The organism is Macrococcus animalis (assembly GCF_047425875.1).
In the GTDB taxonomy this organism is placed as follows: domain Bacteria; phylum Bacillota; class Bacilli; order Staphylococcales; family Staphylococcaceae; genus Macrococcoides; species Macrococcoides animalis.
On the sequence record NZ_CP179727.1, the window covers coordinates 16,940 to 43,922 of the forward strand.

Sequence of the window (26,983 nt, forward strand, 5' to 3'; positions counted from 1 at the left end):
TTCGCAACCTCTCTTCTTATTTTTACTATTATTTCTTGTAAGGTCCCTCTTTAATCATCGTTTTAACATCTTCAACGATTTCTCCTTTAGGAAACTTCTTATCACCGGTATCTTTACCAGCATAATCTTTCATAATAACACCGTTTTGGTCTACTAAATAAAATGAAGTACCGTGAGTTGCTTGATCATTATCAGCTGTTGGTGGTACGACTATTGTTTTAAAGTTTTCTTCTGCAAACTGACGTATGAATTTCTCGTCATAATCTGTAACTGCCGTCCATACATTCTTAGGGGGATTATATTGATTAATATATTTATTTAATTTTTCTGGCGTATCTTTTTTGGGATCCACACTGAAGCTAATGATGCCATAATCTTTAGAAGATACACCTTCTTTTTTTAATTCATCAGCTACTTGACTCATATTATAAGTCATAGGTGGACAAACTGTTCTACAATTTGTAAAGATGAAATCAACTAACCAAACTTTTCCCTTTAAATCTTTTTCTGTAATAGATTTACCAACTTCATTAGTTCCTGAAAATTCAGTAATCGTATTACCAAATAATGATTTAGGAACAATTCTAGAATTGCTACATGCTGCAATAACAATGAGTGATATTAATAATAATGAAATAAAACGTATATTTTTCATAAGCCCCTCCTATTATTCAAACTTTAATATATCAAATAAAAGACAATATGAGTATGCTATTTATTCGATAATTTTGACATAATTATTACAATTATCAATTTAACCATTATCTTATTTCAAATACAGCATGACTTTCGAAACCATTGGTTTCGATCTTTAGTAAAGCTGGGATTCTTTCTTTTAATAATTGTACATGACTGATCATCCCAATAAGTTTACCTGATGTTTGTAAATCAATTAACGCGCTAATTGCGACCTCTAACGTTTCATTATCTAATGTTCCGAATCCTTCATCGATAAATACCGCTTCTAAATGTATACCACCAGCATTTTGCATAACAAAATCAGAAAGACCAAGCGCTAAACACAGTGAAGCCAAAAATGTTTCTCCACCTGATAATGAAGTAATGCTTCTAGATTGGTTTGCATTATAATCAAATACATCAATTATAAGACCTTGTTTACCTCCACCACGCTTTTCTATTCGGCGTCGTAATTCATAACGATTACTTGTCATTTGACGAAGACGTATATTTGCTAAGAGTAATGTCTGTTCTAGATAATACATTAATACAAACGTTTCTATGTCAATTTTTTGAGGATTGTTACCATTTAACGCATTACTCAATAATATTAACGACCTTACATCGCTCATAATCGATTCATATGAATTGAGTTGTTTCGATAATTTCTCGAAATGTTGCATATATGTCTTATGTTGTTCTTGTAACGTGCTAACATTTGCGTGCAATTTATCAACTATTTCTGTTTGTTCATTGAGTATCTTACGCAAATTATCCAAGTCTGGCTCATCTTGATTATCAATCAGTGCTGACAAACGTTTCATTTCATTTGTTAATGATAAATACTCTTCATGAAAAGCTTTTATATCATTTTCAAACAATGCTATAGTTTGTTTCAAATCCATATCTGAATATTTTAACGCAATAGACTCTGGGATGTTAAACTGAAATAAACGCTTCTCTAGAATTGATATTGACCCTTTTAGCTCTTTTATTTGCTTATTTAAGCTACTTATATTTTCATTGAGAATGAGTTGTTCTTTTTCGTATTGCCTCATCTCTTTTTCAGTGGATGAAACCATACATTCAAATTGTAAATAATCATTTTTGTTTTGTTCAATTTTCGATTTAAAAGTGTCATAATCTGTCTCGCCAGTATCTTCAATAAACATTGACTTAGCTTGAACATCAGAAATTTTTAGTTGCTCAATATGAGCCTGCTCTTTTTGTTTATTCGTTAACTCTTCTTCTATATCTTTTTCATGTATTAAAGCATCTTCAAACACTATAGATTGATCGTTTAAATAATTCTTTTCTTTATTTAACGATTCAAAATCTGATTGCGCACGCTCTACTTGTTGCTTAAATTGATTCGTCATTTCAACAATTTGTTGTTGCATTATTTGGAGCTCAATCGATTCAATCTTTGTTTCAGTTAATGTTGAAAGTTGTTCGTTAAATTCATCAATCTCATTCATTATTACAATTGTTTCAGAATCACTATAAATATTAATGAGTTTCGGGATACGGTCTACATCTTTAATAAATATATTTAATGCTGTTTGTTTCTGCTGGTATGCTTGCTGAAGCTTCTCTAAAGTGATTTGATATTGATGTGCTTCTACATGTGTCGCATCATTGAGCGTTTCAATTGTATGAGCACAAACTGGACACTTATCTCCTACTTTTAATGTAGTTTTAATGGCTTGAATTGCATCGACATCTTGTACATGTTCACTACTATGCAATGCTTTTAATTTTAATCGCACATCAGAAATTTCATTTTTTATTTTTGTTATATCTTCATTTGTTGTTTGAATACGATCTAATTGTTTCGAAATTTTAATTAATACGTCAATTTGATTGTTTACTCTTATCATTTTTGAATCTAAAGTATTCATTTCAACATCATTTTTTAACTGTTTCTGTTTGATTAATGCTATTTCTTTTCCAGTCGATTCTGCATAACTTTTATTTGTTTGTAAAGTAATAATCTCTTGGTCTAAAGTACGAAGTTGTCGTGAATAATTTTCGATTTGTTGAGATAATTGCGCATATTTTGATGATTGATAACGCTCATTTTGAATAACATAGTGTTTCTTTTTATTCATATCTTCTGTTTGACCAGTTAATGTATGCAGCTTTTCTTGTAACACTTTTATTTGTCTGTTATTATCCTCATATTTTTTACTTTGCGATGTCACTTCCGCTTCTAACGCACTCTGTTTTTGCTGAGCTTGCGTTAAATCATTATGCGCAACTTGGTAATGTTCAAACTGTACTAAGTGCTTCAAATCCGCTTCTTTTGTGAGAATCGTTTGTTCATCTTTTAATAATAATTTAAGCGATTGTTTTAACCCATTTAATGCAGTCATATTCCCTTTTAAAACTGTGGCGTCTTGCATAGAGATTTCTTGCGCTTTTAATATATCTCTTTCATTGTTTAATTGATTATTAGATGTGTCGATTTGTTGATTCAATTCTATAAGAGCTTTTTCTATATGTCCTAAATTATTTCGGTATGTTTCTTCAACTTTCAACTCTATTAGTGACTGGAATAAACCAAACTGAACACCAAGTTCTGCTTCCATAGCTAGAATCGTCTTTTGTTCATTAGCAACTTTATCTCTTAATTGCACTGATAATCTTTTAATTTTAGTCGTATCAAATATCGTACGCAATATTTCAGACTTCTCTTTCGAACCTGAAACGAGTAATGATTTAAATTCACCTTGTGGTAGAATAAAAATCTTTCTAAACTGTGATGCATTTAATTTAACAATATCTAAAATCGCATCTTTACCTGCTTTTAACCCTGAAGCGATTAAATTATTCTTCCCACCCACTACTTCATAAACTGTAAGTTGGGTTGTTTTCTTCGTTTTATTACCAGATTTAATAAAGGGTAAATCACGATGAATTTCATATTGTTTATCTTGCATATAAAAGGTATAAATAACTTCTGTCGGTTCATCATCCGTTGCATTTATATTGCGTAAATTTGACTCATCGCGATCACTGGTTGACGCTTCTCCAAACAAAGCATACATTATCCCATCAAAAATGGTCGTTTTCCCTGCCCCTGTCTTCCCACTAATTAAAAATAATTTATGATTTTGTAATGTATCAAATTCAATCGTTTCGTCTTTAAAGGGTCCGAATGACTTTAATACTAAACGTTTAGGTCTCAAGCGACTCACCTCCCGCGCTCAACATTGATGTTAATACGTCTTTTTGTTTATCATCTAAATGATGATTTGTCATTTCTTCATAAAATGAAGCAATTAAATCAAAAGTATTTAAATGTGTCATATCTTTTGTTTCAGTAATATGTTTACCTTCAGCGAGTACTGGTTTTAATTCTAATAAATTTGGATAAATTTGCTTTAACTTCGCCATCGGTTCATTGATTGCTTCCATTTCACTTAATTCAAGTTTTAAATAAGCGTCTTGATTAACTCCTAAATTCAAAGTTATAGCATCATTATAAGTACCAAGACCCACTTCTAAATCTCGCTCAAAATTTAATGGTTCGAATGAAACATCCCCTGTTGTTAAATCAAAGATACGGTACCCTTTACGTTGTCCAATTTCAGAAAATGAATAACGCATAATACTACCACTATAAAATACTTTATCATCATGAATCGCGTCCGGTGTATGTAAATGACCGAGCATCGTGTAATCAAATGAATCAAATAAGCTTTTATTGACATTCTCAACTGTACCAATGACCAATTCCCTTTCTGACTCTGTCACAGAGCCCCCTGCAACGAATAAATGACTCACTAATATATTCGTTAGACTATGATCCATCTGCTCCTTGATACGTGAAATAATGGCTTGATACGTATCTTGATGAGAACGAATCGATTCATCGTCAAAGTAATTACGTGCGGTAGCTGGTTCAATATAAGGTACTAAGTAAAAATGAACATCATTAATAATGACTGGTTCAAAACTATCTTCAATTGCAGTTGATAAATAATATTGAAATTGTTTAAAATAACTTTTCGCATGTCCTAAACGTTCTGCACCATCGTGATTTCCACTAACAGCGAGCACTGGTATTTTTCGTTCTATATTAACAGCTAATAAAAATTGTTCGTAAAGTTGCATTGCTTCTTTTGATGGAATTGAACGGTCGTATATATCTCCGGCAATAACGAGCACATCTATATTACTATTATCAATTTGATCAACAATTTGATTCAGTACTAAAGCTTGATCCTCAAGTAGCGCGTATTGATTAATCGTACGTCCAATATGTAAATCTGCAATATGCATTATCTTCATTATGTTCACCTCTCAGTTATTATACAAAAAAACACATCCCCTTTATAGGGATGTGCCGATGGTGTATTAACTTTCAATTAAAAATGAATAATTATTTATGGTATTAAATCGACCTTCTGTTTAATCTTCCATATCAAATAACACAGATTCTACTTTATCTATTAATTTAGCCGATTTAATTTGTACAGGTGTTCCAGCAGTAGTAATAAAATACTTTGCATCTATGATGCTTTCCATTACGTTTAAAACTACTTCACGCGTTAAATCCGGTTTCGGTTGATTAATTGTAAAAGCATAATTTTTACCTGTATCTGTTAAAAAATTCATTTGTAAAGTTTTCATTGTTATCCTCCTAATTTTTACTAATTCCACTTACTAATAATTTTAATTAATTTCTACCTTAAATCACTGCTTTTGTTTCAACTCGATCAATTTTCACATATAATTCACCCGTCAATGTTGAAATTAAATCTTTGAAATCTTGTAAGTCACTGTCTGATAAATCTAAACGAACTTGATTGAATCGTCTTGATTTAAATACTTCTTTGCCATCCTCTTTAACATCAGCAACATACATTAAATTAACTACGACATCTTTTAGCATATTATCACCTCCTTTACACTTTATATATCGATATAAGAATATAAGATAGACACATATTTTTTAGTTCTATATAATGTGAAGTGAGGTGAAAGACATGAACGATTGGTTTATGATATTTATATTTTTATGGACGATATTTTTTATTACAATGCTTGCCATTGGTGGCTACTTCATGTTTCGTAAATTCTTAAAGCGAATGCCGAAAGAAGACGGAAAGAGTGAACTCGATTGGCAAGAATATTACATTCATAAAGCATTACCACTTTGGGGCAACGACGCAAAATCACTATTAAATGAACTCGTTTCACCAGTACCAGAGTTATTTAGAGATATCGCGAAAGAACGTATCGCAGGCCGTATTTCTAAAATAGCCCTTGATGAAAAAGCTACTAGTATTGAGTTAGACCATATATTAAGAGGTTACATCATTGCTACACCAAAGCGTGATCATCCTTTTATGAAAAAGAAATTGAATCAATTAGGTATTGATTTTGCACCATATGAAGATTACTTTAAATATGCAGATGATGAAAAGCAAAAATTCTCAATCTTTGATCATTCTGAGATTATACAAAATGAAAAACAAAAATAACCGAGAAGCATATAAATGCTACTCGGTTATTTTGAATTATTTTATTTAACTAATGTTTTCTCTAATTTTTTAAATTTATAATACATTGCAATTCTCCAAGGTACAATCATGCTAAAGGCAAGTAGAAAAAACATACCTGCCAATTCACCAGGATGAATTGTACTACTTAAAAAGAATTTCATAACACTTCTAATAATTAATAATGAAATCAGAATCAATGGAAATAACTTTGAACGTTTCATATAAATTTGATTATTTTGAACCACAAAGTTTGATGTATAAATTAAAAATAATGAGAAGAACATACCGACTACCACTGCCTCTAATATTTCTACAGGTGTTAATCTGAAATAAGGTACTACGTACATCAGAGCACCTGTCGCCATAAAAAATGGTGGTAATACGATTTTTTTAACATTCGTTGGATAATTTTGAGCTTTCATTCGTACAACGATAACTGCAGCACCCATAAAAAGAGCAACTAGCATTGAAATTACAAAGTACATATCCATCCTTCTTTCTAACTGAAAAATTGAGTGATTGCAGTCAATTTATCAAAGAATAACAATAATCCCATAATAATCATCATTACGCCACCAATTTTAGTAATTATTTGACTGTATTTCTTTAATATATTAATTTTTGTGATAAAGAATGTCAATAAGAAAAATGGAATACAAAATCCTAATACGTAAGCTACCATATAGACTAAAGCAAGTGATTGATTAACTGCTGCCATAGAAAATATTGTTCCAATGATTGGCCCCATACATGGCGTCCAACCTGCTGCAAACGCAACCCCTATAAGCAACGTACCAATATAACCGGATGGTCTATTTTTAATCTCGAATTTCCTATCTTTCATCAAGAATTGCGGATTAAATATGCCTAGTACTACTAGTCCAAAAATAATGCATAATAGACCGCCAACCATACGTATCGTATTATCATAGGATTGCAAAATATCAGAAACAAATCCTAATCCAACGCCTAATGAAATATAGACAATTGAAAAACCAATTAAAAAGAATATTGTATGTAATAACGCTTTTTTATCCATCTTGTTATCTTTTAAATCTCCATAACTTACACCTGTGATATAAGATAAAAATGCAGGATAAATCGGTAATACACACGGTGAAATAAAACTTAATAAACCAGCACCAAATGCAACGGCAATTGTAATATCCCCCATAATCAACCTCCATTCTCAACTATTTTAACAAATAAAATGGACTCAGAAACCTATGTTTTTGAACGAAATGTGACAGAGTCTTAAAATATACGACTAAATTCTAGTAAATCAATACAAAAATCACATTTTAAAGCGAACACATGGCAAATAGCGTGTTCAAATCATCAAAAAAATGCTATATTTACATTAACAGGAGGGCTAACGATGAAAAATAAATATCTCTTATTATCAATGACGTCAATACTATCTCTTTCCATTCTTTCAGCATGCGGGAAAGAAACACGTGATCAATCAGAAGTTGAGCAGGCTAAAGTTGCATTTGAAACTGAAGATAATGTGAGTAAAAATAAAGATAAGAAAACAATAGATAAAAACCGTTCAAAATCTGCTTTAGAAAAAATTAAAGCAGCTAAAAAACGTGGTAAAAACAAACTTAAAGATGATGACAAAAACACTGAATCAGATAAAAATGAAACGACTAATGATGTTGTCGCAACAGGTGATTCAGACAAAGCGAGTGATGCGAGTGAATTGGATTCAAATGATAAAAAATCAAATGAAGATGATTTAACTGCTACCACGAAAACAAAAGCAAAAGTAAAAGATAAAAATAAATCGATTGCTTCTAATGATAATACTTCATCATCTGCAAGTCGTTCAACTAATACTGCAACACCTGCGAGACCGAACAATATAGCACCTTCAACCAGCACAAATAATACATCAACGACGGCGCAAAGACCAAGCACATCTATGCCAAGCACATCACGTCCGACAACAACGCAGCCGGCGCGTCCTACGACAACAGCACCTGCACCTAGACCGACAACGACACAACCAGCACCTAGACCGACTCCAACGCCGACTCCAACGACACCACCGGCAACGTCTCAACCTGCACCTACACCGAGACCAACGCCTCCAGCAACGACACAACCGGCGACACCTGAAGTTCCAACAGGTAACGATGGATTTATTGAGCCAATGCCAGGTGAATAAAAAACCTTCCGTAAAATCACAGGATTTTACGGAAGGTTTTTAAGTTGACAATAACCTATTTTAAATTTTGATTCATATTACGGTTCATCATTTGCATCATTTGATTAATTTTCTTTTGTGATGGTTTTTGTCCCATTTGCATCATCATCATGCGTAACATTTCTTCATTGATTGGTGGATTTTTCTTTAAATAATCCATCATATATTTACGCGCTAAGAAGAAACCTGCAGCAGCACCTACTGCTAATGCTAAAATAATTAATAATACCCAAATCCAAGTATCCATTCAATTCACCCACTTTCTCATTCTTTTAAAAGTTTACTAAATATACTTGCATATTTCAACATTTATTTATCCTTAAAAAGAAGACTGATATAAAATCAGCCTTCTAATATATTAATCTTTCTATCAATTATAAACTTAATACTTCTTTCACAACGTTATCGACTGTAAATCCGTATTTCTCCATTACTAATTCTCCTGGAGCACTCGCACCAAATTTATCAATACCAATCACTTTGCCATCTAATCCAACATATTTATACCAAACAGAAGTTGCACCCATTTCAATCGCAACACGTTTAGTAATAGCTTTAGGCATTACTTCTTCTTTGTAACTTGCGTCTTGTGCATCAAATACCTGTGTATTTGGTACAGATACAACCTGTACACCTTTTCCTTGTGTTTCTAAAGCTTTAGCCGCTTCAACTGCTAATCCTACTTCAGATCCTGCAGCAATCAATAGAATCTCAGGTGTTTCTGATTTGTATACTACATATGCACCCTTACGAACACCTGCTTCTACAACTTCTTCAGATACATCTGTAACATTTAAGTTTTGGCGGGTTAAAACTAGCGCTGTTGGAACATCTTTAGATTCTAATGCAACTTTCCAGGCAACACGTGATTCATTTCCGTCAGCTGGACGAATCACATTTAAGTTTGGAATCGCACGTAATCCTGCTAATTGTTCAATTGGTTCATGTGTCGGTCCATCTTCACCTACGGCAATTGAATCATGTGTAAATACATATGTTACAGGTAATCCCATTAATGCTGATAAACGCACGGCTGGTTTTAAGTAATCACTGAATACGAAGAATGTTGCACCATATACTTTTAAGCCACCGTGAGCTGCCATACCATTTAATGCTGCACCCATCGCGAATTCTCTAACACCAAACCAAATATTTTTCCCTTCAGGTGTTTCATCTGAGAAATCTCCAGTGTCTTTAACGTTAGATTTATTTGAAGAAGCTAAGTCAGCTGATCCACCAAAGAATGAAGGTACAGTTTTAGCAATCGCTTGAATCATATCTCCAGAAGTACTTCGCGTCGCAGCTGATGTTCCTACTTCATACTTCGGCAATTCCGCATCATATTCTGCCGGCAACTCACCTTTAACAGCTAATTCAAATTGAGCTGCTAGTTCTGGATTTTTTTCTTTAAATGAAGCTAATTTATCATTCCAAGCTGCTTCAGCTTCATTTGCACGTTTCACCATCGTTTCATTAAAGATGTCGTATACTGATTGAGGAACATCAAATGTAAGATTAGCATCTAATCCATATGTTTCAAATGCTAAAATTCTTTCTTCGTTTCCAAGTGGTGCACCATGAACACCATTAGTACCTTGACGGTTAGGAGAACCAAATCCAATGATCGTCTTAACTTCAATAATTGTTGGTTTATTAGATTGCTTCGCTTGCGAAATCGCTTGATCAATTGCATCACAATCATTGCCATCTTCAACTAAGATATGTTCCCAACCATAAGCTTCAAAACGGCCTTTAACATCTTCAGAAAACGCTTTATTTAATTTACCATCTAAAGAGATATCATTTGAATCGTATAATGCGATTAATTTATTTAATTTTAAATGTCCTGCTAAACTTGCAGCCTCGTGTGAAATACCTTCCATTAAATCTCCGTCAGAGATTAATGCATAAGTATAGTGATCAACAATATCGACATCTTTATTATATGTTGCTGCTAAATGCTTTTCAGCCATCGCAAAACCAACACTCATTGCAAATCCTTGACCCAATGGACCCGTTGTAATTTCTACCCCATCTGTATGACGAAATTCTGGATGTCCTGGTGTTTTAGAATCCCATTGTCTAAAGTTTTTCAGCTCCTCAATCGCTAATCCACCTGAAACATGTAATAAAGAGTATAGTAATGCTGAACCGTGACCTGCTGAAAGAATAAAACGGTCTCTGTTAAAGAAATTGCTTGAATTTGGATTAAAGTTTAAGTGACGAGTCCATAAAGTATAAGCAAATGGCGCTGCTCCCATTGGTAAACCTGGGTGACCAGAGTTAGCTGCTTCAATTTGGTCGATACTTAATGCTCTAATCGTGTCTATTGCTAATTGATCTTCTTTAGTAAACATTGATATTTCTCCTTTAATTTCTTTATTTTAGTGTGAGTGATAATTTCAAACACATTAATCTCTAATATTGTTCTCTCTTTGAATTTGTTTGACCTTTTCAGGTGTTACATCATTACCTTCAGGATCAATAACTTTAGAAGTAACGATAGTCTTTTGAAAACTACTTCTAAATGTTTGAAGATATTCTTTTCGAAGTAAGGTCTGTTCCCTACCTTCATCTTCTGATAAACCTTCAATTTTCTTTTTACGTGCTAATTCATTAATTCTATTCATTTTGTGTTGTTCTAACATAAACTCATTCCTTTCCCTATAAAGATACCAAAAAAAGCGAGTGAAACCAACTGGTCACACTCGCTTTTTATTAAAATTAGATGACAAATTAATTTACAACACCTAATACTTCACCATTTTGCACTGGATCGTGTACTGTTTGTTCTGTTTTGATACGAACATCATCACGTTCGCTTACTTGTTCTGTCATTACATTAGATGAATTCTCGTAAATATAGTGGGACTGTGTCATATATAAAAGTCCGAAAACTGTGATAACGATAAATAATAGTGTATACATCATAAATTCTTTCGAAATTGTTAGTGTCATTGATTATTCCTCCTAGAACATTTGTTTGTATTTACACTTTAACAGAACGTTTGTTCTGTGTCAATGAAAATACGAACAAATGTTTGTGACATACGAACGTATATGCTATAATACTTGTAACACCAATGCTAAGGAGTGTTTATAATGAGAGAATTAACAAAAAGACAAGAAGAAATATATGAATATTTAAAACATGTTGTATCAACTAAAGGCTATCCCCCAAGTGTAAGAGAGATTGGAGAGGCTGTTGGCCTTGCTTCTTCTTCTACTGTTCATGGACATTTATCTCGCCTAGAAGAAAAAGGATATATTAAACGTGACCCTACAAAACCACGCGCCATTGAAATTGTTCAAAGTGAAACACAAATGGATTTTTCTGAAACAATTCATGTCCCTGTAATTGGTAAAGTTACAGCTGGTGTACCAATTACCGCGATTGAGAATGTCGAAGAATATTTCCCTTTGCCTGCTCATTTTACTAGCAGTCATAATAGTGACATATTCATTTTAGATGTAGTCGGAGAAAGTATGATTGAAGCTGGTATCTTCGATAAAGATAAAGTAATTGTCAGAAGACAATCCATTGCTGAGAATGGTGATATTATTGTTGCGATGACAGATGAAGATGAAGCTACTGTAAAGCGATTCTATAAAGAAAACAATCGTTATCGTTTACAACCTGAGAATAGTACGATGGAACCAATATATTTAGATTCTGTTACTGTTTTAGGTAAAGTGGTGGGATTATTTAGAGAATTCTAATACATAAATAAAAGCGAATGACATTAGTCATTCGCTTTTGTAGTTTATTTTATATTTTCTTCAATTAATAATATTAAGTTACATCTTATTTTACTTTCGCCCAATGATTTCTTTAACTTGTTCTAAAATATCTTTATGTTCTTTTGGTTTTGTTTCCATCGTTCTATCCCCTTATTATAAATATTATAATGAAGCATTGCACCATTATAAAAGTATTACTATATTTATTTACCCGAATAAACACTGCATAAACACTAAGATGTCTATCCATTTCATACAAGGAATCAAACTTTCTTAATTATCTACTTATATTTTACAATAATGTGTCATGTCATACAAATAAAATGACACATAAAGGATAAAAATTTATCAAATCAATTTACACTTGATATAATAAAGAAAAGGAGGCGGGAGTTATGCAAAGAAAATTAGCGCGCTCTACTACTGATAAGTTTTTATCTGGTGTATTAGGTGGGTTTGCGGAATATTTGAATATTGATTCAACATTGTTACGTGTCATTTTCATTCTAGTATCATTTCTTACAGCAAATATTCCAACGTTTACGATTTATATCATTTTGGCGATATTTATGCCAAGAGATATTGATGTTATTGACCGCTACTAATCATTCACCACTAACAAAAATAAAAGGCTTAAGACAAGTATGTGAGCTATCACAAAATGTCTTAAGCCTTTTATTTTTTTTTATTTACTATTGCAGCTGCGCCAAATCCCAACACAAGTAATAATATTGTTATTTTATCATCAATAATCATTAATCCATAGCGACAAAGAAATAAAGCAAATGCATATATAAATAAAACAAGAATTTTAATATGATAATTAGACATGATATTCCCCACTTTCAATATACTCCGTTTTTTATCATACCACTTTTTCTTAATATATTTCATTTGATTATATAAATAGTAATTATTCCTATTTACATTCATGTGAATTTTAGATAGTATTAAATCGTAACAATTACGAAAAGGAGCATAAATCATGAAACAAAGTGTATTAAAAGGGTTAAGTGTATTATCTTTAGGTGTATTATTAGTAGGCTGTCAAGATGATAATCAAAGTAAAGAAAACGATAAAGAAAATAAAACAGAAACAACTTCAAAAGCTGTTGAAGAAAAAAAGGCAGCACAAGAACATCAGCATGAACACGGTCATTCCCATGGTGGACATGAAATGACTAAAGAAGAAGAAAATATTTACAAAGGTATTTTTAAAAATGAGCAAGTTAAAGATCGTCCATTAACAGATTGGGAAGGCGATTGGCAATCTGTTTATCCATATCTACAAGATGGAACTTTAGATGAAGTATTCGAACATAAAGCTGAAGATGATGATTCAAAAACAGCAAAAGAATACAAAGCATATTACACTACTGGATACAAAACTGACATATCTCGTATCAATATTGGTGAAAAAGAAATTTCTTTCTATAAAGGCAAAGTAAAAGCAACTGCTGAATATGAATATGATGGTAAAGAAATCTTGAAGTATGAAGCAGAAAACCGTGGCGTACGTTTTGTCTTCAAAAAAGTAAGTGGTGATGCAAATGCACCAAAATCCATTCAGTTTAGCGATCACATTATCGCACCTGAAAAAGCGCTTCACTACCATATCTACATGGGTAATGATCGCGCTGAGTTATTAAAAGAAATGGAACATTGGCCAACGTACTACCCAGCTGATTTAGAAGGTGAAGAAGTAAAAGAAGAGATGTTAGCACATTAAGTTCTACATAAGTATTATAGTATAGTTAAAAAAAAACGAGACGATAAATTTTTTGATTTATCGTCTCGTTCGCTTTTATTTTCCAATCCAAAAATCAAACATATGCATTAAAATAATGATAATCACAAATGCTAAATTTATACGAACAAAAAACTTTCTATACGACACATTACCAAACAAAGTACTCATATATAAACCGAGTAAAGTAGTAACATACAATAGCATCTGTACATATAAATTAATTTGACCTCTACCATGTATAAATGGCGTGAATATCAATAAAAAAGTACTCATTATAAGTAATAATACAACTACAAAACGATACATAAGATTCCTACCTTTATTTCTACATTACAATAACATTAAATAAATGATTATCCAAATCAGAAAACATAGTGCCATAGTAACCATTTTTCTTACTCGGTGGACTTAATACTTTACCACCATTTTCTTGAACCAATTGCACCAACTGATTAACTTCTGCTTCACTATCCATGTCAAAAGAGATGATTGTTTCGGGATAATCTGTTAATCTTCTGCTTTCCGTACCCATGAAACTTTCTAATACATCTTTTCTGAACAAACAAATCACCTGCTTACCAACCTTAATTGCTGCAAGTGTTGTCTCATTCGAACGTTCTTCATTAATCTCAAAACCAATTTTTCTAAAAAATTCAGTAGAAGCTTTTACATTAGCTACCGGTAAATTGATCCAATATGAATTCATACATTCACCTTCTTCCAAAATGCTTTACTTGTGCAAATTAATAAGTGGTACACTTGATTTTATCACTTGGTTAGAAACAATCAAATGTTTTAATTCATCTGCAATATCAAGTTGATTTAAATAATCAAAATCTAACCAGGCAAAGGGTGCCTTTACTTTAAATTCTTTTTCATTCTTAGCATTAAATACAAACGCTGTGTCATTAGCCATAGATTTTGAAAACCAAGTCTTAAACTCTTTTTTCTCTTCGACAACAAATAATATGCCACCTACTTTAATTTCATGGTTGAGTTTACGAGCAAATTGCTCAGCCGTATCTTTGATAGTTGTCTGGCCTGATTTAACTAAACTTGGTAACTTCATTTGTTTATTACCGAAATCTTGTACTAATATTTTATCTTCTGTTGTAATTAATAATGACGCTGAAATTTTTTCTTTCATATTGAACTCCTCAAATCTTTATTTTTCAGTAATATAATTTTCTACATAGTACGGCTGATTATTATTATTAAATGCTATACCGACACCTAAATTTTTATAATCTTGCTTTAATATATTTTTACGGTGCCCCGAACTATTCATCAATCCATGATGTGCTTCAATTGGTGAAACTTGGCCATATGCAATATTCTCACCTGCGACAACGTAATCTAAATTGGCCATTTTAAAACGATCAAAAGGTGTTTCTTTTTGTTGATTGTTATGACTAAAATATAGATGTTCAGCCATATCTTCAGCATGTTGATCAGCAACAACAGCAATTTCATTATGATATTTTAAGATGGGTTTCTCAAATATTTTTCTTGTAGCATTTGTCAATTCAAAATGGAGTCTCGCATAATCTTTCTTCAAGTTGTCATTAGGACTAGGATAATGATTAGCTTTATTTAAATCAATATTTTTTTGATACACCTTAATTCCACTTACAGTATTATTTTTGAATTTATCATAATATAACGAAATATAATATGCACCTTCTTGATAAATCACTTGGTCATGATTATCAAGTGATAACTTATAGTTCTTTCCATTAAATACTTTTAGCGGGGGTCCCATTTTCTGTTCAACATCAGAACGAGTCATTCCATGTTGAATTCCTTTTTGGGTTACAATCATTAACTGATTGGAATACACACCACTTACTTTTCCATTCTGAAACATCACAAGCATAAAATCATTATAATTTCTATGATATATCGTCCAATATTGTTGATATTCATTCAACAAATTCATATGAGGTTTGCCTAGGATCTGATCGACATTCATCTTTGACATCCCCATTTTAATCTTTCCAACATTAATATTTCGAACGGGTTCAGTTTTTTCAAGGGGAATGAGTTGTTGTTCATGAATAAACTCACGCAGAGCAGATTTTGTATTCAATACACTGTTATCAGGCAATTGCAAAATATTAAGTGGAAATATGCTGACAAAAATAAGTAATAGAAAAATCATTAACAATTGCTTCATATTACACCTCTATAAAATAAAAACATACACAGAGTGTATGTTTTTAATTATATCAAATTTTAGTTGTTTTCAAAAAGAAATGTCTAATAATCTTTATCACCGTTGAATATAGAGTTTTTAACGATTACATAATCGACCGTTGTAATGGCTTTTAAATCTTTACCGCCTGCATATGAGATAGATGATTGTAAATCTTGTTCAATTTCAACTAATTTTTCTTTTAAAGAACCTTTATGTTCAACGAATAATTTTTTACCCTCAACATTTTTACGTTCACCTTTTTGGTATTCCGATGCACTACCGAAGTATTCTTTATATAATTTTCCGTCTTTTTTAATAGTTTCACCAGGCGACTCATCATGCGCTGCAAGTAATGAGCCTATCATTACCATTGAAGCACCGAAACGAATTGATTTAGCAATATCACCGTGTGTACGAATACCACCATCAGCAATCAATGGTTTGCGGGCTGCTTTTGAACATAAACGAAGTGCTGCAAGTTGCCAACCACCAGTACCAAAACCTGTCTTTATCTTCGTAATACATACACGACCAGGACCAATACCGACCTTTGTTGCATCAGCACCCGCATTTTCTAGTTCACGCACTCCTTCAGGTGTACCTACATTACCTGCAATTAAGAACGTGTTTGGTATATTCTTTTTTATATGGTGAATCATATCAATGACTTGATCAGAATGACCATGTGCTATATCAATGGTAATATATTCCGGCGTTAAATTTTCTTTCGCTAAAGTCTTAATAAATTCATATTCTCCAGGCTTTACACCCACTGAAATTGAAGCAAATAAACCTTTTGCATGCATTTTTTTGATGAAAGGAATACGTGCCGCTTCATCAAAACGGTGCATAATATAAAAATATTGTTGCTTCGCAAACTTTTCTGCAAGTTCCTCGTTCATTACTGTTTGCATATTAGCAGGAACAACAGGAATTCTAAACTTTAAAGGGCCAAACTGAACTGAAGTATCACACTCTGAACGACTCTGTACGATACATTTATTGGGTATCAATTGAATATCTTCATAATCAAACACGTCTTGCATTTTAAAACCTCTATTCTAATTCATATTTTTTCCGAATAATTTTCGAATTATTTCCTATATTATTCGTCCACAGGACACTTTACTCTATATAAATAGAAAAGTAAAGTATAAAAGAAAGAAAAAATACGAATAAAGGAGCTATATCTTATTCGTAATATAAATGTTACTCGTAATACTTACCAACTAGCCTTCTTCACTCCTGGAATTTGTCCTTTATGTGCTAATTCTCTAAAAGCTATTCTTGAAAGTCCAAATTTGCGATACACACTTCTGGGTCTACCAGTTATTTCACAGCGTGTTGTTAATCTTGAAGGTGCTGAATCACGTGGTAACTTTTGAAGTCCTTCGTAGTCACCTGCAGCTCTTAATGATTCTCTTTTCTCTCTAAATTGTTCAACTAATGCTTGTCGTTTTGCCTCTTTTGCTATTTTTGATTTTTTAGCCATATTTACTCCTTTAAATTATATTTTTCTAATGCTCCAGCCCTATGTCTTAATACTGTTACTGGAACTTGCTTCATATTTACATCTCATAAATCGTAATTCTTACGATTTATAATATATCATACCATATCATACTTGTAAAACAAAAAATTTGAGTTCGGAATTTCCGAACTCAAATTAAAATCATTAATTAATCTAACCTATTTATTGTTTAATGCTTTGTCTAATGACTTAATATTTTGTTTCATTAACTCTTGGAATGTCACATCTTTTTTATCTTTGTCAGTCAAAACTGCCATGTTATGGAATGGTGCAGCCTCAGCTTCTGTTTTCTCTTTAATAATATCAACCGTTTTAGTTGGAATATTTTGTTCGTATAGAATCACTGTTGCTTTCGCTTTGTTGATATTATTAATTAAATTAATAATATCACTTTGAGAAGGCTCTTCACTATTCATACCTGACACACCTTCTTGTTTGAATCCGTAACGTTTCGCTAAGTATCCAATTGAATCATGTGAGATAAATACTGTATCTTGCTTTTTCGTTTTTGCGATATCTTTTAATTCTTTGTCCATCGAATCAATATCTTTAACCAATGCATCATAATTTTTTGTGTATTCTTTTTCATTCTTTTTATCTTTTTTGATTAATTCATCTTTAATTGTTTTAGCAAATTGTTTGTTTAACTGTGGATCTAACCAAACATGAGGATCGTGCGCTCCATGATTATGACCTTCTTCTTGAGCATGGTCATCTTCTTTACCATGCTCGTGCCCATCATGACTATGCTCATGTGCTTCTCCCGTTAATAAATCATGCTCATCAATACCTTTCACTAATTCAACTGTATTTTCTTTTTTATCAACTGCTTTTGCAATTTTGCCAGCAACTTGATCTAATTCAGCTCCAGAATAAATAAATAAGTCACTCTTCGCAACTTTCATTGTATCTTTTTGTGTCGGTTCAAATGAGTGAATATCAACGTCATTTGGATAAATACTAGTTACATTGACATGTTCTCCACCAATTTGTTCAATCATACTTTTAAATGGGAAAACAGTCGTATACACTTCTAATTTGTCACTCGATGCTTCCTTGTCTGTTGCATTACCACATGCCCCCATTAATACTAATGTAGCAATCAGCAATAATGAAAATAATTTCTTCATATGTTCATCTCCTATTTCGTAATCATTACGCTTTAACATTCTATACCTATTATATTAGAAATGCAATATAAATTTCCACATTCAAAATTTTATAAAAATTTGAACTTCTATTATTTATTTAATAAATGATAGAAACTTCCATATAAAAAATTAGTAACCAATTAAAGCTGTATTTATATAGAAGAAAATCAAAGCTGAAAAAATAAAAATAAAAAATTGAAAATAAATACTTTACAAACTAAAAATATCAGCGTAATATTGTAAATCGTAAAGATTACGAATTGGAGGCAACATCTTGAAAGTCCCTATTACAGTATTAAGTGGTTTCTTAGGTAGTGGTAAAACGACATTACTCAATCATATATTAACAAATAACGAAAATAAAAAAATTGGTGTCATCGTCAATGATATGAGTGAAGTAAATGTCGATGCAGATTTAGTACACATGTCACGTACAGACGAAAAAATGATTCAGTTACAAAACGGATGTATTTGCTGTACGTTGCGAGAAGATTTATTAATTGAAATTGATAAATTAGTAAAAAACAGCGAATTAGATTACATCGTTATTGAATCAACAGGTATTTCTGAACCTGTACCTGTAGCACAAACGTTAACATTAAATGATGAAGTATTAAATATCAATTTAGCAGAAACGACGATTTTAGATACAATGGTTACTGTTGTAGATGCGAATCGTTTCTGGGAAGATTATGCATCAGGTGATTCATTAATCGATCGTAAAATGGCTAATGATGACACTGATACTCGTGAAGTCATTGATTTATTAATTGATCAAATCGAATTTGCGAACGTTATTTTATTAAACAAATGTGATTTAGTCCATGTTGAAGATTTAAAAGAATTAGAAGCATTATTACAACAACTGAATCCAGAAGCGAAAATTTATCGAACAGAAAATTCAATTATCGCTTTAGATAACATCTTAAATACACGTTTGTTCGATTTTGATAAAGCAAGTCAAGCTGCTGGTTGGATTAAAGAATTGAATGAAGAACATACACCAGAAACAGAAGAATATGGTATTGCGTCATTTGTTTATAAAAGACAACGACCATTCCATCCACAACGCTTTATGCATTTCTTAGAAAACTTTTCATTAGATATTATTCGTTCTAAAGGTTTCTTCTGGTTAGCATCAAGAAATAATATGTGTGGCTTACTTTCTCAAGCTGGGAACTCTATGCAAATTCAAGGTGCTGGTGAATGGATTTCAACATATAGTGAAACGGACATCCAAGCAGAAATGCATGAAGATCCTACACTAAAAGCTAGATGGCATAATGAATTTGGTGATCGCCAAACTGAACTTGTGTTCATCGGTATTGAGATGAATCAAGATCAAATTATTGAGGACTTAGAAGCATGCCTATTAACAGATGAAGAAATGAAACAAGATTGGTCAACATTCAACGACCCACTTCCTCAGTTCACAGTAGCTGATATTGAAACAGGTGTTGTTTTATAAGTTGATTCAACTTATATAGAAATAAGAAATATCTATAGGAAAAATCAATAAAAAATACTAATGATTAAATTTAAAGGAGACTATTAAAATGAGAGTAAATGTAACTTTAGCCTGTACAGAATGTGGAGATCGTAACTATATCACAAAGAAAAACAAAAGAAATAATCCTGAGCGTATTGAATTAATGAAATACAGCCCAAGATTAAAAAAACACACATTACATCGTGAAACAAAATAATTTTCGTTAAACGTGCAAAATTTTTGCGTTTATATATATTTATACGACACCAGGCATCCCCTTACGGATGCCTATTTTTATAAGGAGGATCAAATGAGAACAATAATCATTGGTGGAAGTATACAAGGCATTACAATCGCCTTAAAATTATTAGATGAACAAAAATTAAAGATTGACGATTTAACCATTATTGATCCAAATCCCTACATATCACGTTGGGAAACAATCACCCATAAAATAGGCATGGACTATGTCCGTTAGTAGAACTAGAACTAGGACCAATCAGTCGTAATATTATCGGTGGACGTAAAGCATCGGAAAGAATAGCAGAAGCGTTGTAGTGTTAGGTAGTGACTGCAGAAATTATTTATGGTCACTTGCACACTCGCCCTGAGCTCCCTAAACACTTATCCATCCCTTAACCAAAAAAATCCTGCATCCATAGTGGATGCAGGATTCATATTATTTATCTTCAGCTGTCAAATCAACTTCATTAATATCAATATTCATTGCTGCCGCAACACCTTGCCCATATAACGGATCTGCTTTGTAACAGTGTCTAATATGACGATGTTTAATTGGCACAGATACATCTTTCATTTCATTGGCAGTATTCATAAATAATCGCTTTTGTTCTTCAGGCGATAAGATATTAAACAATCTACCTGGTTGTTCAAAGTAATTATCATCATCTTCTCTAAAGTTCCATTCATATACAGCGCTATCCACCGCTAGCGCTGGCTTTTTATATTTTTCATTATCTTGATGATGTTGATATTGATTAGGATAGTAATTTGTATGACTTCCAACATTACCATCTACACGCATTGCACCGTCTCTAGAGAAAGGACATCCACCTGTTACTGCTTTTGGCGCATTTACAGGAATTTGATGATGGTTAACACCTAAACGATAACGTTGTGTGTCACCGTAAGAGAATAAACGACCTTGCAACATCTTATCTGGCGAGAAGTCAATACCTGGTATTATATTTGTTGGGGCAAATGCCGCTTGCTCAACTTCTGCAAAATAATTCTCAGGATTTCTATTTAATTCAAATTCTCCTACTGGAATTAAAGGATATTCTGATTTGTACCATACTTTAGTTAAATCAAATGGATTATCTTTATGATTTCTAGCTTGCTCTTCAGTCATCACCTGTATGTACATTTTCCATTTTGGGTAGTTCCCCTCTTCAATTGCATTAAATAAATCCCGTTGACTAGATTCACGGTCACTAGCTATGACCTGTGCTGCCTCTTCACTAGTGAAATTCTCAATCCCCTGTTCAGTTCTGAAATGAAATTTTACCCATACACGTTCACCTGCATCATTATACATACTATATGTATGTGAACCGAATCCATGCATATTTCTAAATCCTTTAGGAATACCACGATCACTCATTAAGATTGTAACTTGATGTAACGCCTCAGGTAATGAAGTCCAAAAGTCCCAGTTGCTTTCAGGATTGTGCATATTTGTTTTTGGATCACGTTTCACAACATGGTTTAAACTAGCAAATAATTTCGGATCTCGGAAGAAGAATACAGGTGTATTGTTTCCTACTAAATCCCAGTTTCCTTCTTCAGTATAGAATTTTAAAGCAAATCCTCGAATATCACGTTCAGCTTCTGCAGCACCTCGTTCACCAGCTACTGTAGAAAAACGAGCAAACATTTGTGTTTGTTTTCCAATTTCACTGAAAATTTTAGCATTGGTATATTGCGTGATATCTTGTGTAACGGTAAATGTGCCATAAGCCCCACTACCTTTAGCGTGCATTCTACGCTCAGGAATCACTTCACGATCAAAATGTGCCATTTGTTCTAAGAAATAAATATCTTGCATTACTAAAGGTCCACGAGGGCCAGCAGTCATTGAATTTTCTCGATCCCCAACTGGTGTACCAAATAACCCTCTTAATTGATTATCTTTTTCTGTCATACTTTTTTCCTCCTTAGTAATAACTAATAAGAATTTGTCTTATTTATAATTATTATAATGTAGACAGCTTGCTAAATCAAATTTAAGTTACTTAATCTTTAATTTGATTGTCTCTATTTCCGTAAATTAATTAAATCAATCACCTTGATACTTTAACGCGAAAAAGCTTAAACGCATTAAAACTTTTTCTTGCTAAATTCCCTGAATAGTCTTACAATAGAAAACATATTAAATTTTAATATATAAAAATCTATAAAATAATTACAGAAAGTAAGGTGTTGTTATGGAAAAGAAACAAATGGATAGAGATTTAAAAACAAGACATATATCTATGATTGCCATTGGAGGATCAATTGGTACCGGGTTATTTATGGCGAGTGGTGCAGTAATTTCACAAGCAGGACCAGGTGGTGCCCTTGTAGCGTATGGTATTATTGGTATTATGATTTATTTTCTGATGACAGCACTTGGTGAACTAGCTACGTTCTATCCTGTTTCAGGTGCATTTAATGCATATGCAAGTCGTTTTATAGATCCAGCCGCCGGTTTTACTGTAGGGTGGTTATACTGGATTATTTGGAGCTTGGTAACAAGCGTTGATATATTAACAGCTTCACAAGTGTTGAGTTATTGGGAACTATTTGGAGGTCTTCATCCTTTTATATGGTGTTTAATCTTTTTAGCATTATTATTTGGATTAAATGCATTCTCTGTAAAGTCTTTTGGAGAAGCTGAATTCTGGTTTAGTATTATTAAAGTAGTAACTATTTTTATCTTTTTGATAATGGGACTATTACTGATTTTTGGCATTATAGGTGGTGAACCGATTGGATTTAAAAATTTCTCAATTGGTGATGCCCCGTTCCATAATGGCATATTAGGATTACTCGGCGTTCTCGTTGTTGCTGGTTTCTCTTTTGGTGGTACAGAAGTTGTGGCAGTCACAGCTGGTGAGTCAGAAAATCCAAGGGAATCAATGCCCAAAGCAATTAAACAAGTATTTTGGAGAATTTTATTATTCTATATTGGTTCGATATTTATTATCGCTTGCATCATTCCCTATACAGATTCACGCTTATTAAACCAAAATAGTGAGATAGCTATGAGTCCATTTACGATTATTTTCGAAAAAGTGGGTGTCTTATTTGCAGCATCAATCATGAACAGTATCATTTTAACTGCCGTGTTAAGTGCAGGTAATTCAGGATTATATGCAACAAGTCGACTTTTATTTTCATTAAGTCAAGATGGTAAAGCACCAAAATTTTTAGGTAAATTAAATAAACGCAATATGCCATTTAACGCACTAATTATAACAACGATTTTTATCATTTTAACTTTAATTTATGCGAATATTAACATGGGTGGATATGGTAAATTACTGAATATGGTTGGATCACTCGTATTAATCGTTTGGGCTATTAGTATTATCAGTCATATTCGTTTAAGACAAGCAATTAAAGTACAAAAGCAAAGCGTCGAAAAATTGCTGCCATTTAAAGCCCCACTTTATCCAGCGGGTCCCATTATCGTATTATTAACCATTTTATTCTTAATGGTTGGACAATCATTTGCTGATATAAAAGCAGCTGCTTGGTTAAAAGTATTTGAAGCTTTCTTACCTTTAATTATCGCAATCATTGTATTTATTGCATATAAAACAATTAAGAAGACAAAAATTATTCCAGCTCAAGAAATTGATTTGTCAGAGCATAAGCTTTAAAACTAATCCCTTACATTGTACTGTACAATGTAAGGGATTTCTATGTATAATTAAACTAACAAAGGAGTGATTCGTATGAGTATGGGACAAACAAATCTATTTGATGATGTGTTAAAGACAGACGAAAAATTTGTTATCGTTGTACAAGGCGTTTACGAAAAGAATGGTCAAATTATAAAGAAAATTTTAAGAGAATATCCTAGTTTAGACGGTCAAGCAATGCATCGGTTATTTGATCATTTAAAAGACACTTATTCACATGAGCCATTTCAAGAAGATATGGCATTTTATGATATAACAGTATATACAAACGAAGATTATGCTGCAGACAACATTTTTGCTCATACGAAAAGACATCGTGGTAGCCATGACTGGACACATACTTCTAAATAACAAAAGACACGTCTATTAAGATGTGTCTTTTGTTATTTCAAAAATTATTATTTATATCACAATCGTACTCGCCGATTCATGTAATAATTGTTTAATCTTATTTTGTTCATCCATAACAGCTACTTTGGGAACATGATTTTTAATTTCTTCGTTGTTTAGTTGGGCATAAGAAATGATAATGATGATATCATCAACTTGTACCATACGCGCTGCAGCACCATTTAAACAAACCACACCACTACCTCTCTCACCAGAAATCACATATGTTTCAAGTCGTGCTCCGTTGTTATTATTGACAATATGTACTTTTTCATTCGGTAAAATGTCAACTGCATCTAAAAGATCTTGATCAATAGTAATACTACCTACATAATTTAAATTTGCTTCAGTTACGCGAGCACGGTGAATTTTACCATTCATCATAGTTCTAATCAATTATTCATCATCCTTTAAAATCATATTATCAATTAATCTTGCTTTACTATACTTTACTGCGAGTGAAATAAATACTTGTGACTCAATTAATGTAACTTGTTTCAATTCTGGATAACTATAAATTGCTACTTCGTCAATTATTCCAGAAGTATTTTGTGTTAAATAATCTTTTATCGCACTTTCAATCACTTCAACATTACGTTCACCATTATCAAATAAGGATTTTGCTACTTGTAAACTTTGTGATAATGCAACTGCTTCATTACGCTCAGTTTCAGTTAAATACACATTTCTTGAACTTTTCGCTAATCCATCCGACTCACGAACAATATCAATTCCTACAATTTCTAATGGGTGATTCATCTCTGCAACCATTTGTTCAATAATTGCAAGTTGTTGCGCATCTTTTTTCCCGAAATATGCTTTATCAGGTTGAATGATATTAAAGAGTTTATTTACAACGGTAACGACACCATCAAAATGACCTGGACGCTTAGCTCCTTCTAATACTTGAGCCATTGCACCGACTGTAAGTTGTATTTGAAGTGGATGAGGATACATTTCTTCGGGTTCAGGTGCAAATACATAATCAATTCCATGCTCAGATAAGAATGCTAAATCTAGATCTAGTTGTCTCGGATAATCTTCGTAATCTTCATTCGGTCCAAATTGTAGTGGATTAACGAATACACTTGCAATCACAACATCATTTTCACTTTGAGCACGCTTCATCAATGTCATATGTCCTTCATGTAAAGCACCCATCGTAGGCACTAGACTGATTGATTTTAATTCACTTTTTAAAGATTTTACGATTGATTGCATTTCTTTTATCGTCTTTACTTTTACTGTCAATTTTAACCTCACCTTTATATGTGTTATGATAAATACAATGTTATATTAAACTAATTCATTATTTTAGCTATTCAATCTATTCATCAGAAAGGAAAATTCATGTTTACTCAATACTTAATTTCATTTATTGCTTTATTTGCAATGATTTTTGTAGCTTATTTTATTATAGATAGAATAACAAATGCTATAACTAAGAAGAATAGACCATTTCCATGGACCTTTGGTGTGATTTATTCATTTGTATTTAGTCTTGGATACATTTTATTTTCATATTTTCTTAGTATGTAAAAGCAATCCTTAGAGGATTGCTTATTTTAGTTCATCCATAATCTTTGCTTTATATGTAAATTCATCACTTGGGAATACACCTGACTTCACTTCTTCAATATATTGTCTAATCGCTGCTACACCTGTTGAAAAGTCACCATATACTTTAACGAATTTCGCACGGTGATCTTGTTCATACTGTAAAATATCGTGATACACAAGCACTTGTCCATCTGTACCATTGCCTGCACCGATACCGATGATTGGAATGTTCACTGATTGACTGATTGTTTCAGCTAAGTCACTTGGAATCACTTCTAAAACGATCATAATCGCACCAGCCGCTTCCATCGATTTACAATCTTCAATAAGTTGCGTTGCCGCATCTTTCGTTTTGGCCTGTACACTATAACCCATTACACCAACAGATTGCGGTGTTAAACCTAAATGCGCGACAACTGGAATCCCAATTTGTTTACAACGTGCAACGAAATCCGTTAAATGTGCACCTTCTGCTTTTATCGCATTCGCATTTGTGGATTGATATATCTTTAATGCGTTATTCAAGTCTTGTTCCATACTGATGCCCACACTACCGATAGGCATATCTACCACAACGAACGTATTGGGTGCACCACGACGTACCGCACGGCCATGATGTATCATATCTTCTATAGTTACTTGTACTGTTGTATCGTAACCTAGAACGGTCATACCTAAACTATCTCCCACCAAAATTGTATCAATATCAGCTTTTTCTACTTGTTTGGCACTTGGATAGTCATAAGCTGTTAACATAGTTATTTTTTCGCCATTTCGTTTCATTTCAAATAAATCTTGTGTTGTTCTCAACAAATATCACCCTTTTATCATAATAATTTTAT

33 protein-coding genes are annotated in these 26,983 nt (G+C 32.5%); 10 read left to right on the top strand and 23 right to left on the bottom strand.

Annotated features, from left to right (window positions below; genetic code table 11):
- Positions 1 to 28: 28 nt before the first annotated feature.
- The 5 genes from ACMGE9_RS00065 to ACMGE9_RS00085 form a co-directional block, all read right to left on the bottom strand.
- Positions 29 to 655: an SCO family protein gene (locus ACMGE9_RS00065; protein ID WP_414043221.1), complete on the bottom strand. Its 627-nt coding sequence runs from the start codon at positions 653 to 655 to the stop codon at positions 29 to 31.
- A 106-nt stretch (positions 656 to 761) separates the two neighbouring features.
- Entirely contained in the window at positions 762 to 3,869 is a 3,108-nt protein-coding gene (locus ACMGE9_RS00070) for an AAA family ATPase (protein ID WP_414043222.1), read from the bottom strand.
- Positions 3,859 to 4,974, bottom strand: coding sequence for an exonuclease SbcCD subunit D (locus tag ACMGE9_RS00075; protein WP_414043223.1), 1,116 nt, complete (start codon positions 4,972 to 4,974; stop codon positions 3,859 to 3,861). Before ACMGE9_RS00075 ends, ACMGE9_RS00070 begins: the two co-directional genes overlap by 11 nt.
- 120 nt (positions 4,975 to 5,094) lie before the next feature.
- Positions 5,095 to 5,316: a DUF2922 domain-containing protein gene (locus ACMGE9_RS00080; protein ID WP_414043224.1), complete on the bottom strand. Its 222-nt coding sequence runs from the start codon at positions 5,314 to 5,316 to the stop codon at positions 5,095 to 5,097.
- Between the two features lie 58 nt (positions 5,317 to 5,374).
- Positions 5,375 to 5,578, bottom strand: a complete 204-nt coding sequence (locus tag ACMGE9_RS00085) for a DUF1659 domain-containing protein (RefSeq protein WP_414043225.1) — start codon at positions 5,576 to 5,578, stop codon at positions 5,375 to 5,377.
- A 94-nt stretch (positions 5,579 to 5,672) separates the two neighbouring features.
- Between ACMGE9_RS00085 and ACMGE9_RS00090 the strand changes: the two genes are divergently transcribed.
- Positions 5,673 to 6,170, top strand: a complete 498-nt coding sequence (locus tag ACMGE9_RS00090; RefSeq protein WP_414043226.1) for a DUF2621 family protein — start codon at positions 5,673 to 5,675, stop codon at positions 6,168 to 6,170.
- 41 nt (positions 6,171 to 6,211) lie between these two features.
- Here the strand turns inward: ACMGE9_RS00090 and ACMGE9_RS00095 are convergent, their stop codons facing one another.
- Both ACMGE9_RS00095 and ACMGE9_RS00100 read right to left on the bottom strand, forming a co-directional pair.
- Positions 6,212 to 6,676: a CcdC family protein gene (locus ACMGE9_RS00095; RefSeq protein ID WP_414043227.1), complete on the bottom strand. Its 465-nt coding sequence runs from the start codon at positions 6,674 to 6,676 to the stop codon at positions 6,212 to 6,214.
- A gap of 14 nt (positions 6,677 to 6,690) precedes the next feature.
- Complete coding sequence (locus ACMGE9_RS00100) at positions 6,691 to 7,365, bottom strand: cytochrome c biogenesis CcdA family protein (RefSeq protein ID WP_414043228.1); 675 nt, start codon at positions 7,363 to 7,365, stop codon at positions 6,691 to 6,693.
- 204 nt (positions 7,366 to 7,569) lie between these two features.
- Here ACMGE9_RS00100 and ACMGE9_RS00105 point away from each other — a divergent pair, with 204 nt between their 5' ends.
- Entirely contained in the window at positions 7,570 to 8,364 is a 795-nt protein-coding gene (locus tag ACMGE9_RS00105) for a hypothetical protein (RefSeq protein ID WP_414043229.1), read from the top strand.
- Positions 8,365 to 8,419: 55 nt separating this feature from the next.
- On the opposite strand, the gene ACMGE9_RS00110 is transcribed toward ACMGE9_RS00105, so the two are convergent.
- The 4 genes from ACMGE9_RS00110 to ACMGE9_RS00125 all read right to left on the bottom strand — a co-directional run bounded on the left by ACMGE9_RS00110 (position 8,420) and on the right by ACMGE9_RS00125 (position 11,361).
- Positions 8,420 to 8,650 carry a YneF family protein gene (locus ACMGE9_RS00110; RefSeq protein WP_414043230.1) on the bottom strand — a complete coding sequence of 77 codons (231 nt, stop codon included), beginning with the start codon at positions 8,648 to 8,650 and terminating at the stop codon, positions 8,420 to 8,422.
- A gap of 127 nt (positions 8,651 to 8,777) precedes the next feature.
- Complete coding sequence (tkt, locus tag ACMGE9_RS00115; RefSeq protein WP_414043231.1) at positions 8,778 to 10,760, bottom strand: transketolase; 1,983 nt, start codon at positions 10,758 to 10,760, stop codon at positions 8,778 to 8,780.
- A 54-nt stretch (positions 10,761 to 10,814) separates the two neighbouring features.
- On the bottom strand, positions 10,815 to 11,051 hold the full coding sequence (locus ACMGE9_RS00120; protein WP_414043232.1) for a DUF896 domain-containing protein: 237 nt from the start codon (positions 11,049 to 11,051) through the stop codon (positions 10,815 to 10,817).
- Positions 11,052 to 11,139: 88 nt separating this feature from the next.
- Entirely contained in the window at positions 11,140 to 11,361 is a 222-nt protein-coding gene (locus ACMGE9_RS00125; RefSeq protein WP_414043233.1) for a hypothetical protein, read from the bottom strand.
- A 144-nt stretch (positions 11,362 to 11,505) separates the two neighbouring features.
- Here ACMGE9_RS00125 and lexA point away from each other — a divergent pair, with 144 nt between their 5' ends.
- Together lexA and ACMGE9_RS00135 are read left to right on the top strand one after the other, a co-directional pair.
- On the top strand, positions 11,506 to 12,123 hold the full coding sequence (lexA, locus tag ACMGE9_RS00130; protein ID WP_414043234.1) for a transcriptional repressor LexA: 618 nt from the start codon (positions 11,506 to 11,508) through the stop codon (positions 12,121 to 12,123).
- Positions 12,124 to 12,539: 416 nt separating this feature from the next.
- Positions 12,540 to 12,749 (top strand): PspC domain-containing protein, encoded by a 210-nt coding sequence (locus ACMGE9_RS00135; RefSeq protein ID WP_414043235.1) that lies wholly within the window; start codon positions 12,540 to 12,542, stop codon positions 12,747 to 12,749.
- 70 nt (positions 12,750 to 12,819) lie between these two features.
- Here ACMGE9_RS00135 and ACMGE9_RS00140 read toward each other — a convergent pair whose 3' ends face one another.
- The gene (locus ACMGE9_RS00140; RefSeq protein ID WP_414043236.1) at positions 12,820 to 12,975 is read right to left on the bottom strand and encodes a hypothetical protein; all 156 of its coding nucleotides are present in this window, start codon (positions 12,973 to 12,975) and stop codon (positions 12,820 to 12,822) included.
- A gap of 154 nt (positions 12,976 to 13,129) precedes the next feature.
- On the opposite strand from ACMGE9_RS00140, the gene ACMGE9_RS00145 reads away from it, so the two are divergent.
- Positions 13,130 to 13,873 (top strand): metal-binding protein ZinT, encoded by a 744-nt coding sequence (locus tag ACMGE9_RS00145; RefSeq protein WP_414043237.1) that lies wholly within the window; start codon positions 13,130 to 13,132, stop codon positions 13,871 to 13,873.
- Positions 13,874 to 13,948: 75 nt separating this feature from the next.
- On the opposite strand, the gene ACMGE9_RS00150 is transcribed toward ACMGE9_RS00145, so the two are convergent.
- From ACMGE9_RS00150 to ACMGE9_RS00180, 7 genes are all read right to left on the bottom strand, one after another.
- Positions 13,949 to 14,200: a hypothetical protein gene (locus tag ACMGE9_RS00150; protein WP_414043238.1), complete on the bottom strand. Its 252-nt coding sequence runs from the start codon at positions 14,198 to 14,200 to the stop codon at positions 13,949 to 13,951.
- A gap of 19 nt (positions 14,201 to 14,219) precedes the next feature.
- Positions 14,220 to 14,600 carry a VOC family protein gene (locus ACMGE9_RS00155; RefSeq protein WP_414043239.1) on the bottom strand — a complete coding sequence of 127 codons (381 nt, stop codon included), beginning with the start codon at positions 14,598 to 14,600 and terminating at the stop codon, positions 14,220 to 14,222.
- 24 nt (positions 14,601 to 14,624) lie between these two features.
- Positions 14,625 to 15,041, bottom strand: coding sequence for a hypothetical protein (locus ACMGE9_RS00160; protein WP_414043240.1), 417 nt, complete (start codon positions 15,039 to 15,041; stop codon positions 14,625 to 14,627).
- Positions 15,042 to 15,059: 18 nt separating this feature from the next.
- Positions 15,060 to 16,070, bottom strand: a complete 1,011-nt coding sequence (locus ACMGE9_RS00165; RefSeq protein ID WP_414043241.1) for a CAP-associated domain-containing protein — start codon at positions 16,068 to 16,070, stop codon at positions 15,060 to 15,062.
- Between the two features lie 83 nt (positions 16,071 to 16,153).
- On the bottom strand, positions 16,154 to 17,137 hold the full coding sequence (gene guaC, locus ACMGE9_RS00170; protein WP_414043242.1) for a GMP reductase: 984 nt from the start codon (positions 17,135 to 17,137) through the stop codon (positions 16,154 to 16,156).
- Positions 17,138 to 17,313: 176 nt separating this feature from the next.
- The gene (gene rpsN / locus ACMGE9_RS00175) at positions 17,314 to 17,583 is read right to left on the bottom strand and encodes a 30S ribosomal protein S14 (RefSeq protein ID WP_414043243.1); all 270 of its coding nucleotides are present in this window, start codon (positions 17,581 to 17,583) and stop codon (positions 17,314 to 17,316) included.
- A 197-nt stretch (positions 17,584 to 17,780) separates the two neighbouring features.
- A complete protein-coding gene (locus tag ACMGE9_RS00180) occupies positions 17,781 to 18,752 on the bottom strand; it encodes a metal ABC transporter solute-binding protein, Zn/Mn family (protein ID WP_414043244.1) in 972 nt (323 codons plus the stop codon).
- Between the two features lie 295 nt (positions 18,753 to 19,047).
- Here ACMGE9_RS00180 and ACMGE9_RS00185 point away from each other — a divergent pair, with 295 nt between their 5' ends.
- The 3 genes from ACMGE9_RS00185 (at position 19,048) to ACMGE9_RS00195 (ending at position 20,740) form a co-directional block, all read left to right on the top strand.
- Complete coding sequence (locus ACMGE9_RS00185; RefSeq protein ID WP_414043245.1) at positions 19,048 to 20,241, top strand: GTP-binding protein; 1,194 nt, start codon at positions 19,048 to 19,050, stop codon at positions 20,239 to 20,241.
- Between the two features lie 88 nt (positions 20,242 to 20,329).
- A complete protein-coding gene (gene rpmG / locus ACMGE9_RS00190; RefSeq protein WP_414043246.1) occupies positions 20,330 to 20,479 on the top strand; it encodes a 50S ribosomal protein L33 in 150 nt (49 codons plus the stop codon).
- A gap of 93 nt (positions 20,480 to 20,572) precedes the next feature.
- A complete protein-coding gene (locus tag ACMGE9_RS00195; protein ID WP_414043247.1) occupies positions 20,573 to 20,740 on the top strand; it encodes a hypothetical protein in 168 nt (55 codons plus the stop codon).
- 201 nt (positions 20,741 to 20,941) lie between these two features.
- Here ACMGE9_RS00195 and ACMGE9_RS00200 read toward each other — a convergent pair whose 3' ends face one another.
- Positions 20,942 to 22,426 (bottom strand): catalase, encoded by a 1,485-nt coding sequence (locus tag ACMGE9_RS00200; RefSeq protein WP_414043248.1) that lies wholly within the window; start codon positions 22,424 to 22,426, stop codon positions 20,942 to 20,944.
- 283 nt (positions 22,427 to 22,709) lie between these two features.
- Here ACMGE9_RS00200 and ACMGE9_RS00205 point away from each other — a divergent pair, with 283 nt between their 5' ends.
- Both ACMGE9_RS00205 and ACMGE9_RS00210 read left to right on the top strand, forming a co-directional pair.
- Complete coding sequence (locus ACMGE9_RS00205) at positions 22,710 to 24,149, top strand: amino acid permease (protein WP_414043249.1); 1,440 nt, start codon at positions 22,710 to 22,712, stop codon at positions 24,147 to 24,149.
- A 75-nt stretch (positions 24,150 to 24,224) separates the two neighbouring features.
- Positions 24,225 to 24,542 carry a hypothetical protein gene (locus ACMGE9_RS00210; RefSeq protein WP_414043250.1) on the top strand — a complete coding sequence of 106 codons (318 nt, stop codon included), beginning with the start codon at positions 24,225 to 24,227 and terminating at the stop codon, positions 24,540 to 24,542.
- 51 nt (positions 24,543 to 24,593) lie between these two features.
- On the opposite strand, the gene panD is transcribed toward ACMGE9_RS00210, so the two are convergent.
- The 3 genes from panD to panB all read right to left on the bottom strand — a co-directional run bounded on the left by panD (position 24,594) and on the right by panB (position 26,951).
- Positions 24,594 to 24,977 (bottom strand): aspartate 1-decarboxylase, encoded by a 384-nt coding sequence (panD, locus tag ACMGE9_RS00215; RefSeq protein ID WP_414043251.1) that lies wholly within the window; start codon positions 24,975 to 24,977, stop codon positions 24,594 to 24,596.
- Complete coding sequence (gene panC / locus ACMGE9_RS00220; protein WP_414043252.1) at positions 24,978 to 25,832, bottom strand: pantoate--beta-alanine ligase; 855 nt, start codon at positions 25,830 to 25,832, stop codon at positions 24,978 to 24,980.
- A 309-nt stretch (positions 25,833 to 26,141) separates the two neighbouring features.
- Complete coding sequence (panB, locus tag ACMGE9_RS00225) at positions 26,142 to 26,951, bottom strand: 3-methyl-2-oxobutanoate hydroxymethyltransferase (RefSeq protein ID WP_414043253.1); 810 nt, start codon at positions 26,949 to 26,951, stop codon at positions 26,142 to 26,144.
- Between the last annotated feature and the right edge of the window lie 32 nt (positions 26,952 to 26,983).

Coding starts and splice junctions, on each gene's coding strand:
- ACMGE9_RS00065 (WP_414043221.1), bottom strand. CDS start 655: ATGAAAAATATACGTTTTATTTCATTATTATTAATATCACTCATTGTT.
- ACMGE9_RS00075 (WP_414043223.1), bottom strand. CDS start 4,974: ATGAAGATAATGCATATTGCAGATTTACATATTGGACGTACGATTAAT.
- ACMGE9_RS00080 (WP_414043224.1), bottom strand. CDS start 5,316: ATGAAAACTTTACAAATGAATTTTTTAACAGATACAGGTAAAAATTAT.
- ACMGE9_RS00085 (WP_414043225.1), bottom strand. CDS start 5,578: ATGCTAAAAGATGTCGTAGTTAATTTAATGTATGTTGCTGATGTTAAA.
- ACMGE9_RS00090 (WP_414043226.1), top strand. CDS start 5,673: ATGAACGATTGGTTTATGATATTTATATTTTTATGGACGATATTTTTT.
- ACMGE9_RS00095 (WP_414043227.1), bottom strand. CDS start 6,676: ATGTACTTTGTAATTTCAATGCTAGTTGCTCTTTTTATGGGTGCTGCA.
- ACMGE9_RS00100 (WP_414043228.1), bottom strand. CDS start 7,365: ATGGGGGATATTACAATTGCCGTTGCATTTGGTGCTGGTTTATTAAGT.
- ACMGE9_RS00105 (WP_414043229.1), top strand. CDS start 7,570: ATGAAAAATAAATATCTCTTATTATCAATGACGTCAATACTATCTCTT.
- ACMGE9_RS00110 (WP_414043230.1), bottom strand. CDS start 8,650: ATGGATACTTGGATTTGGGTATTATTAATTATTTTAGCATTAGCAGTA.
- tkt (WP_414043231.1), bottom strand. CDS start 10,760: ATGTTTACTAAAGAAGATCAATTAGCAATAGACACGATTAGAGCATTA.
- ACMGE9_RS00120 (WP_414043232.1), bottom strand. CDS start 11,051: ATGTTAGAACAACACAAAATGAATAGAATTAATGAATTAGCACGTAAA.
- ACMGE9_RS00125 (WP_414043233.1), bottom strand. CDS start 11,361: ATGACACTAACAATTTCGAAAGAATTTATGATGTATACACTATTATTT.
- lexA (WP_414043234.1), top strand. CDS start 11,506: ATGAGAGAATTAACAAAAAGACAAGAAGAAATATATGAATATTTAAAA.
- ACMGE9_RS00135 (WP_414043235.1), top strand. CDS start 12,540: ATGCAAAGAAAATTAGCGCGCTCTACTACTGATAAGTTTTTATCTGGT.
- ACMGE9_RS00140 (WP_414043236.1), bottom strand. CDS start 12,975: ATGTCTAATTATCATATTAAAATTCTTGTTTTATTTATATATGCATTT.
- ACMGE9_RS00145 (WP_414043237.1), top strand. CDS start 13,130: ATGAAACAAAGTGTATTAAAAGGGTTAAGTGTATTATCTTTAGGTGTA.
- ACMGE9_RS00150 (WP_414043238.1), bottom strand. CDS start 14,200: ATGTATCGTTTTGTAGTTGTATTATTACTTATAATGAGTACTTTTTTA.
- ACMGE9_RS00155 (WP_414043239.1), bottom strand. CDS start 14,600: ATGAATTCATATTGGATCAATTTACCGGTAGCTAATGTAAAAGCTTCT.
- ACMGE9_RS00160 (WP_414043240.1), bottom strand. CDS start 15,041: ATGAAAGAAAAAATTTCAGCGTCATTATTAATTACAACAGAAGATAAA.
- ACMGE9_RS00165 (WP_414043241.1), bottom strand. CDS start 16,070: ATGAAGCAATTGTTAATGATTTTTCTATTACTTATTTTTGTCAGCATA.
- guaC (WP_414043242.1), bottom strand. CDS start 17,137: ATGCAAGACGTGTTTGATTATGAAGATATTCAATTGATACCCAATAAA.
- rpsN (WP_414043243.1), bottom strand. CDS start 17,583: ATGGCTAAAAAATCAAAAATAGCAAAAGAGGCAAAACGACAAGCATTA.
- ACMGE9_RS00180 (WP_414043244.1), bottom strand. CDS start 18,752: ATGAAGAAATTATTTTCATTATTGCTGATTGCTACATTAGTATTAATG.
- rpmG (WP_414043246.1), top strand. CDS start 20,330: ATGAGAGTAAATGTAACTTTAGCCTGTACAGAATGTGGAGATCGTAAC.
- ACMGE9_RS00195 (WP_414043247.1), top strand. CDS start 20,573: ATGAGAACAATAATCATTGGTGGAAGTATACAAGGCATTACAATCGCC.
- ACMGE9_RS00200 (WP_414043248.1), bottom strand. CDS start 22,426: ATGACAGAAAAAGATAATCAATTAAGAGGGTTATTTGGTACACCAGTT.
- ACMGE9_RS00205 (WP_414043249.1), top strand. CDS start 22,710: ATGGAAAAGAAACAAATGGATAGAGATTTAAAAACAAGACATATATCT.
- ACMGE9_RS00210 (WP_414043250.1), top strand. CDS start 24,225: ATGAGTATGGGACAAACAAATCTATTTGATGATGTGTTAAAGACAGAC.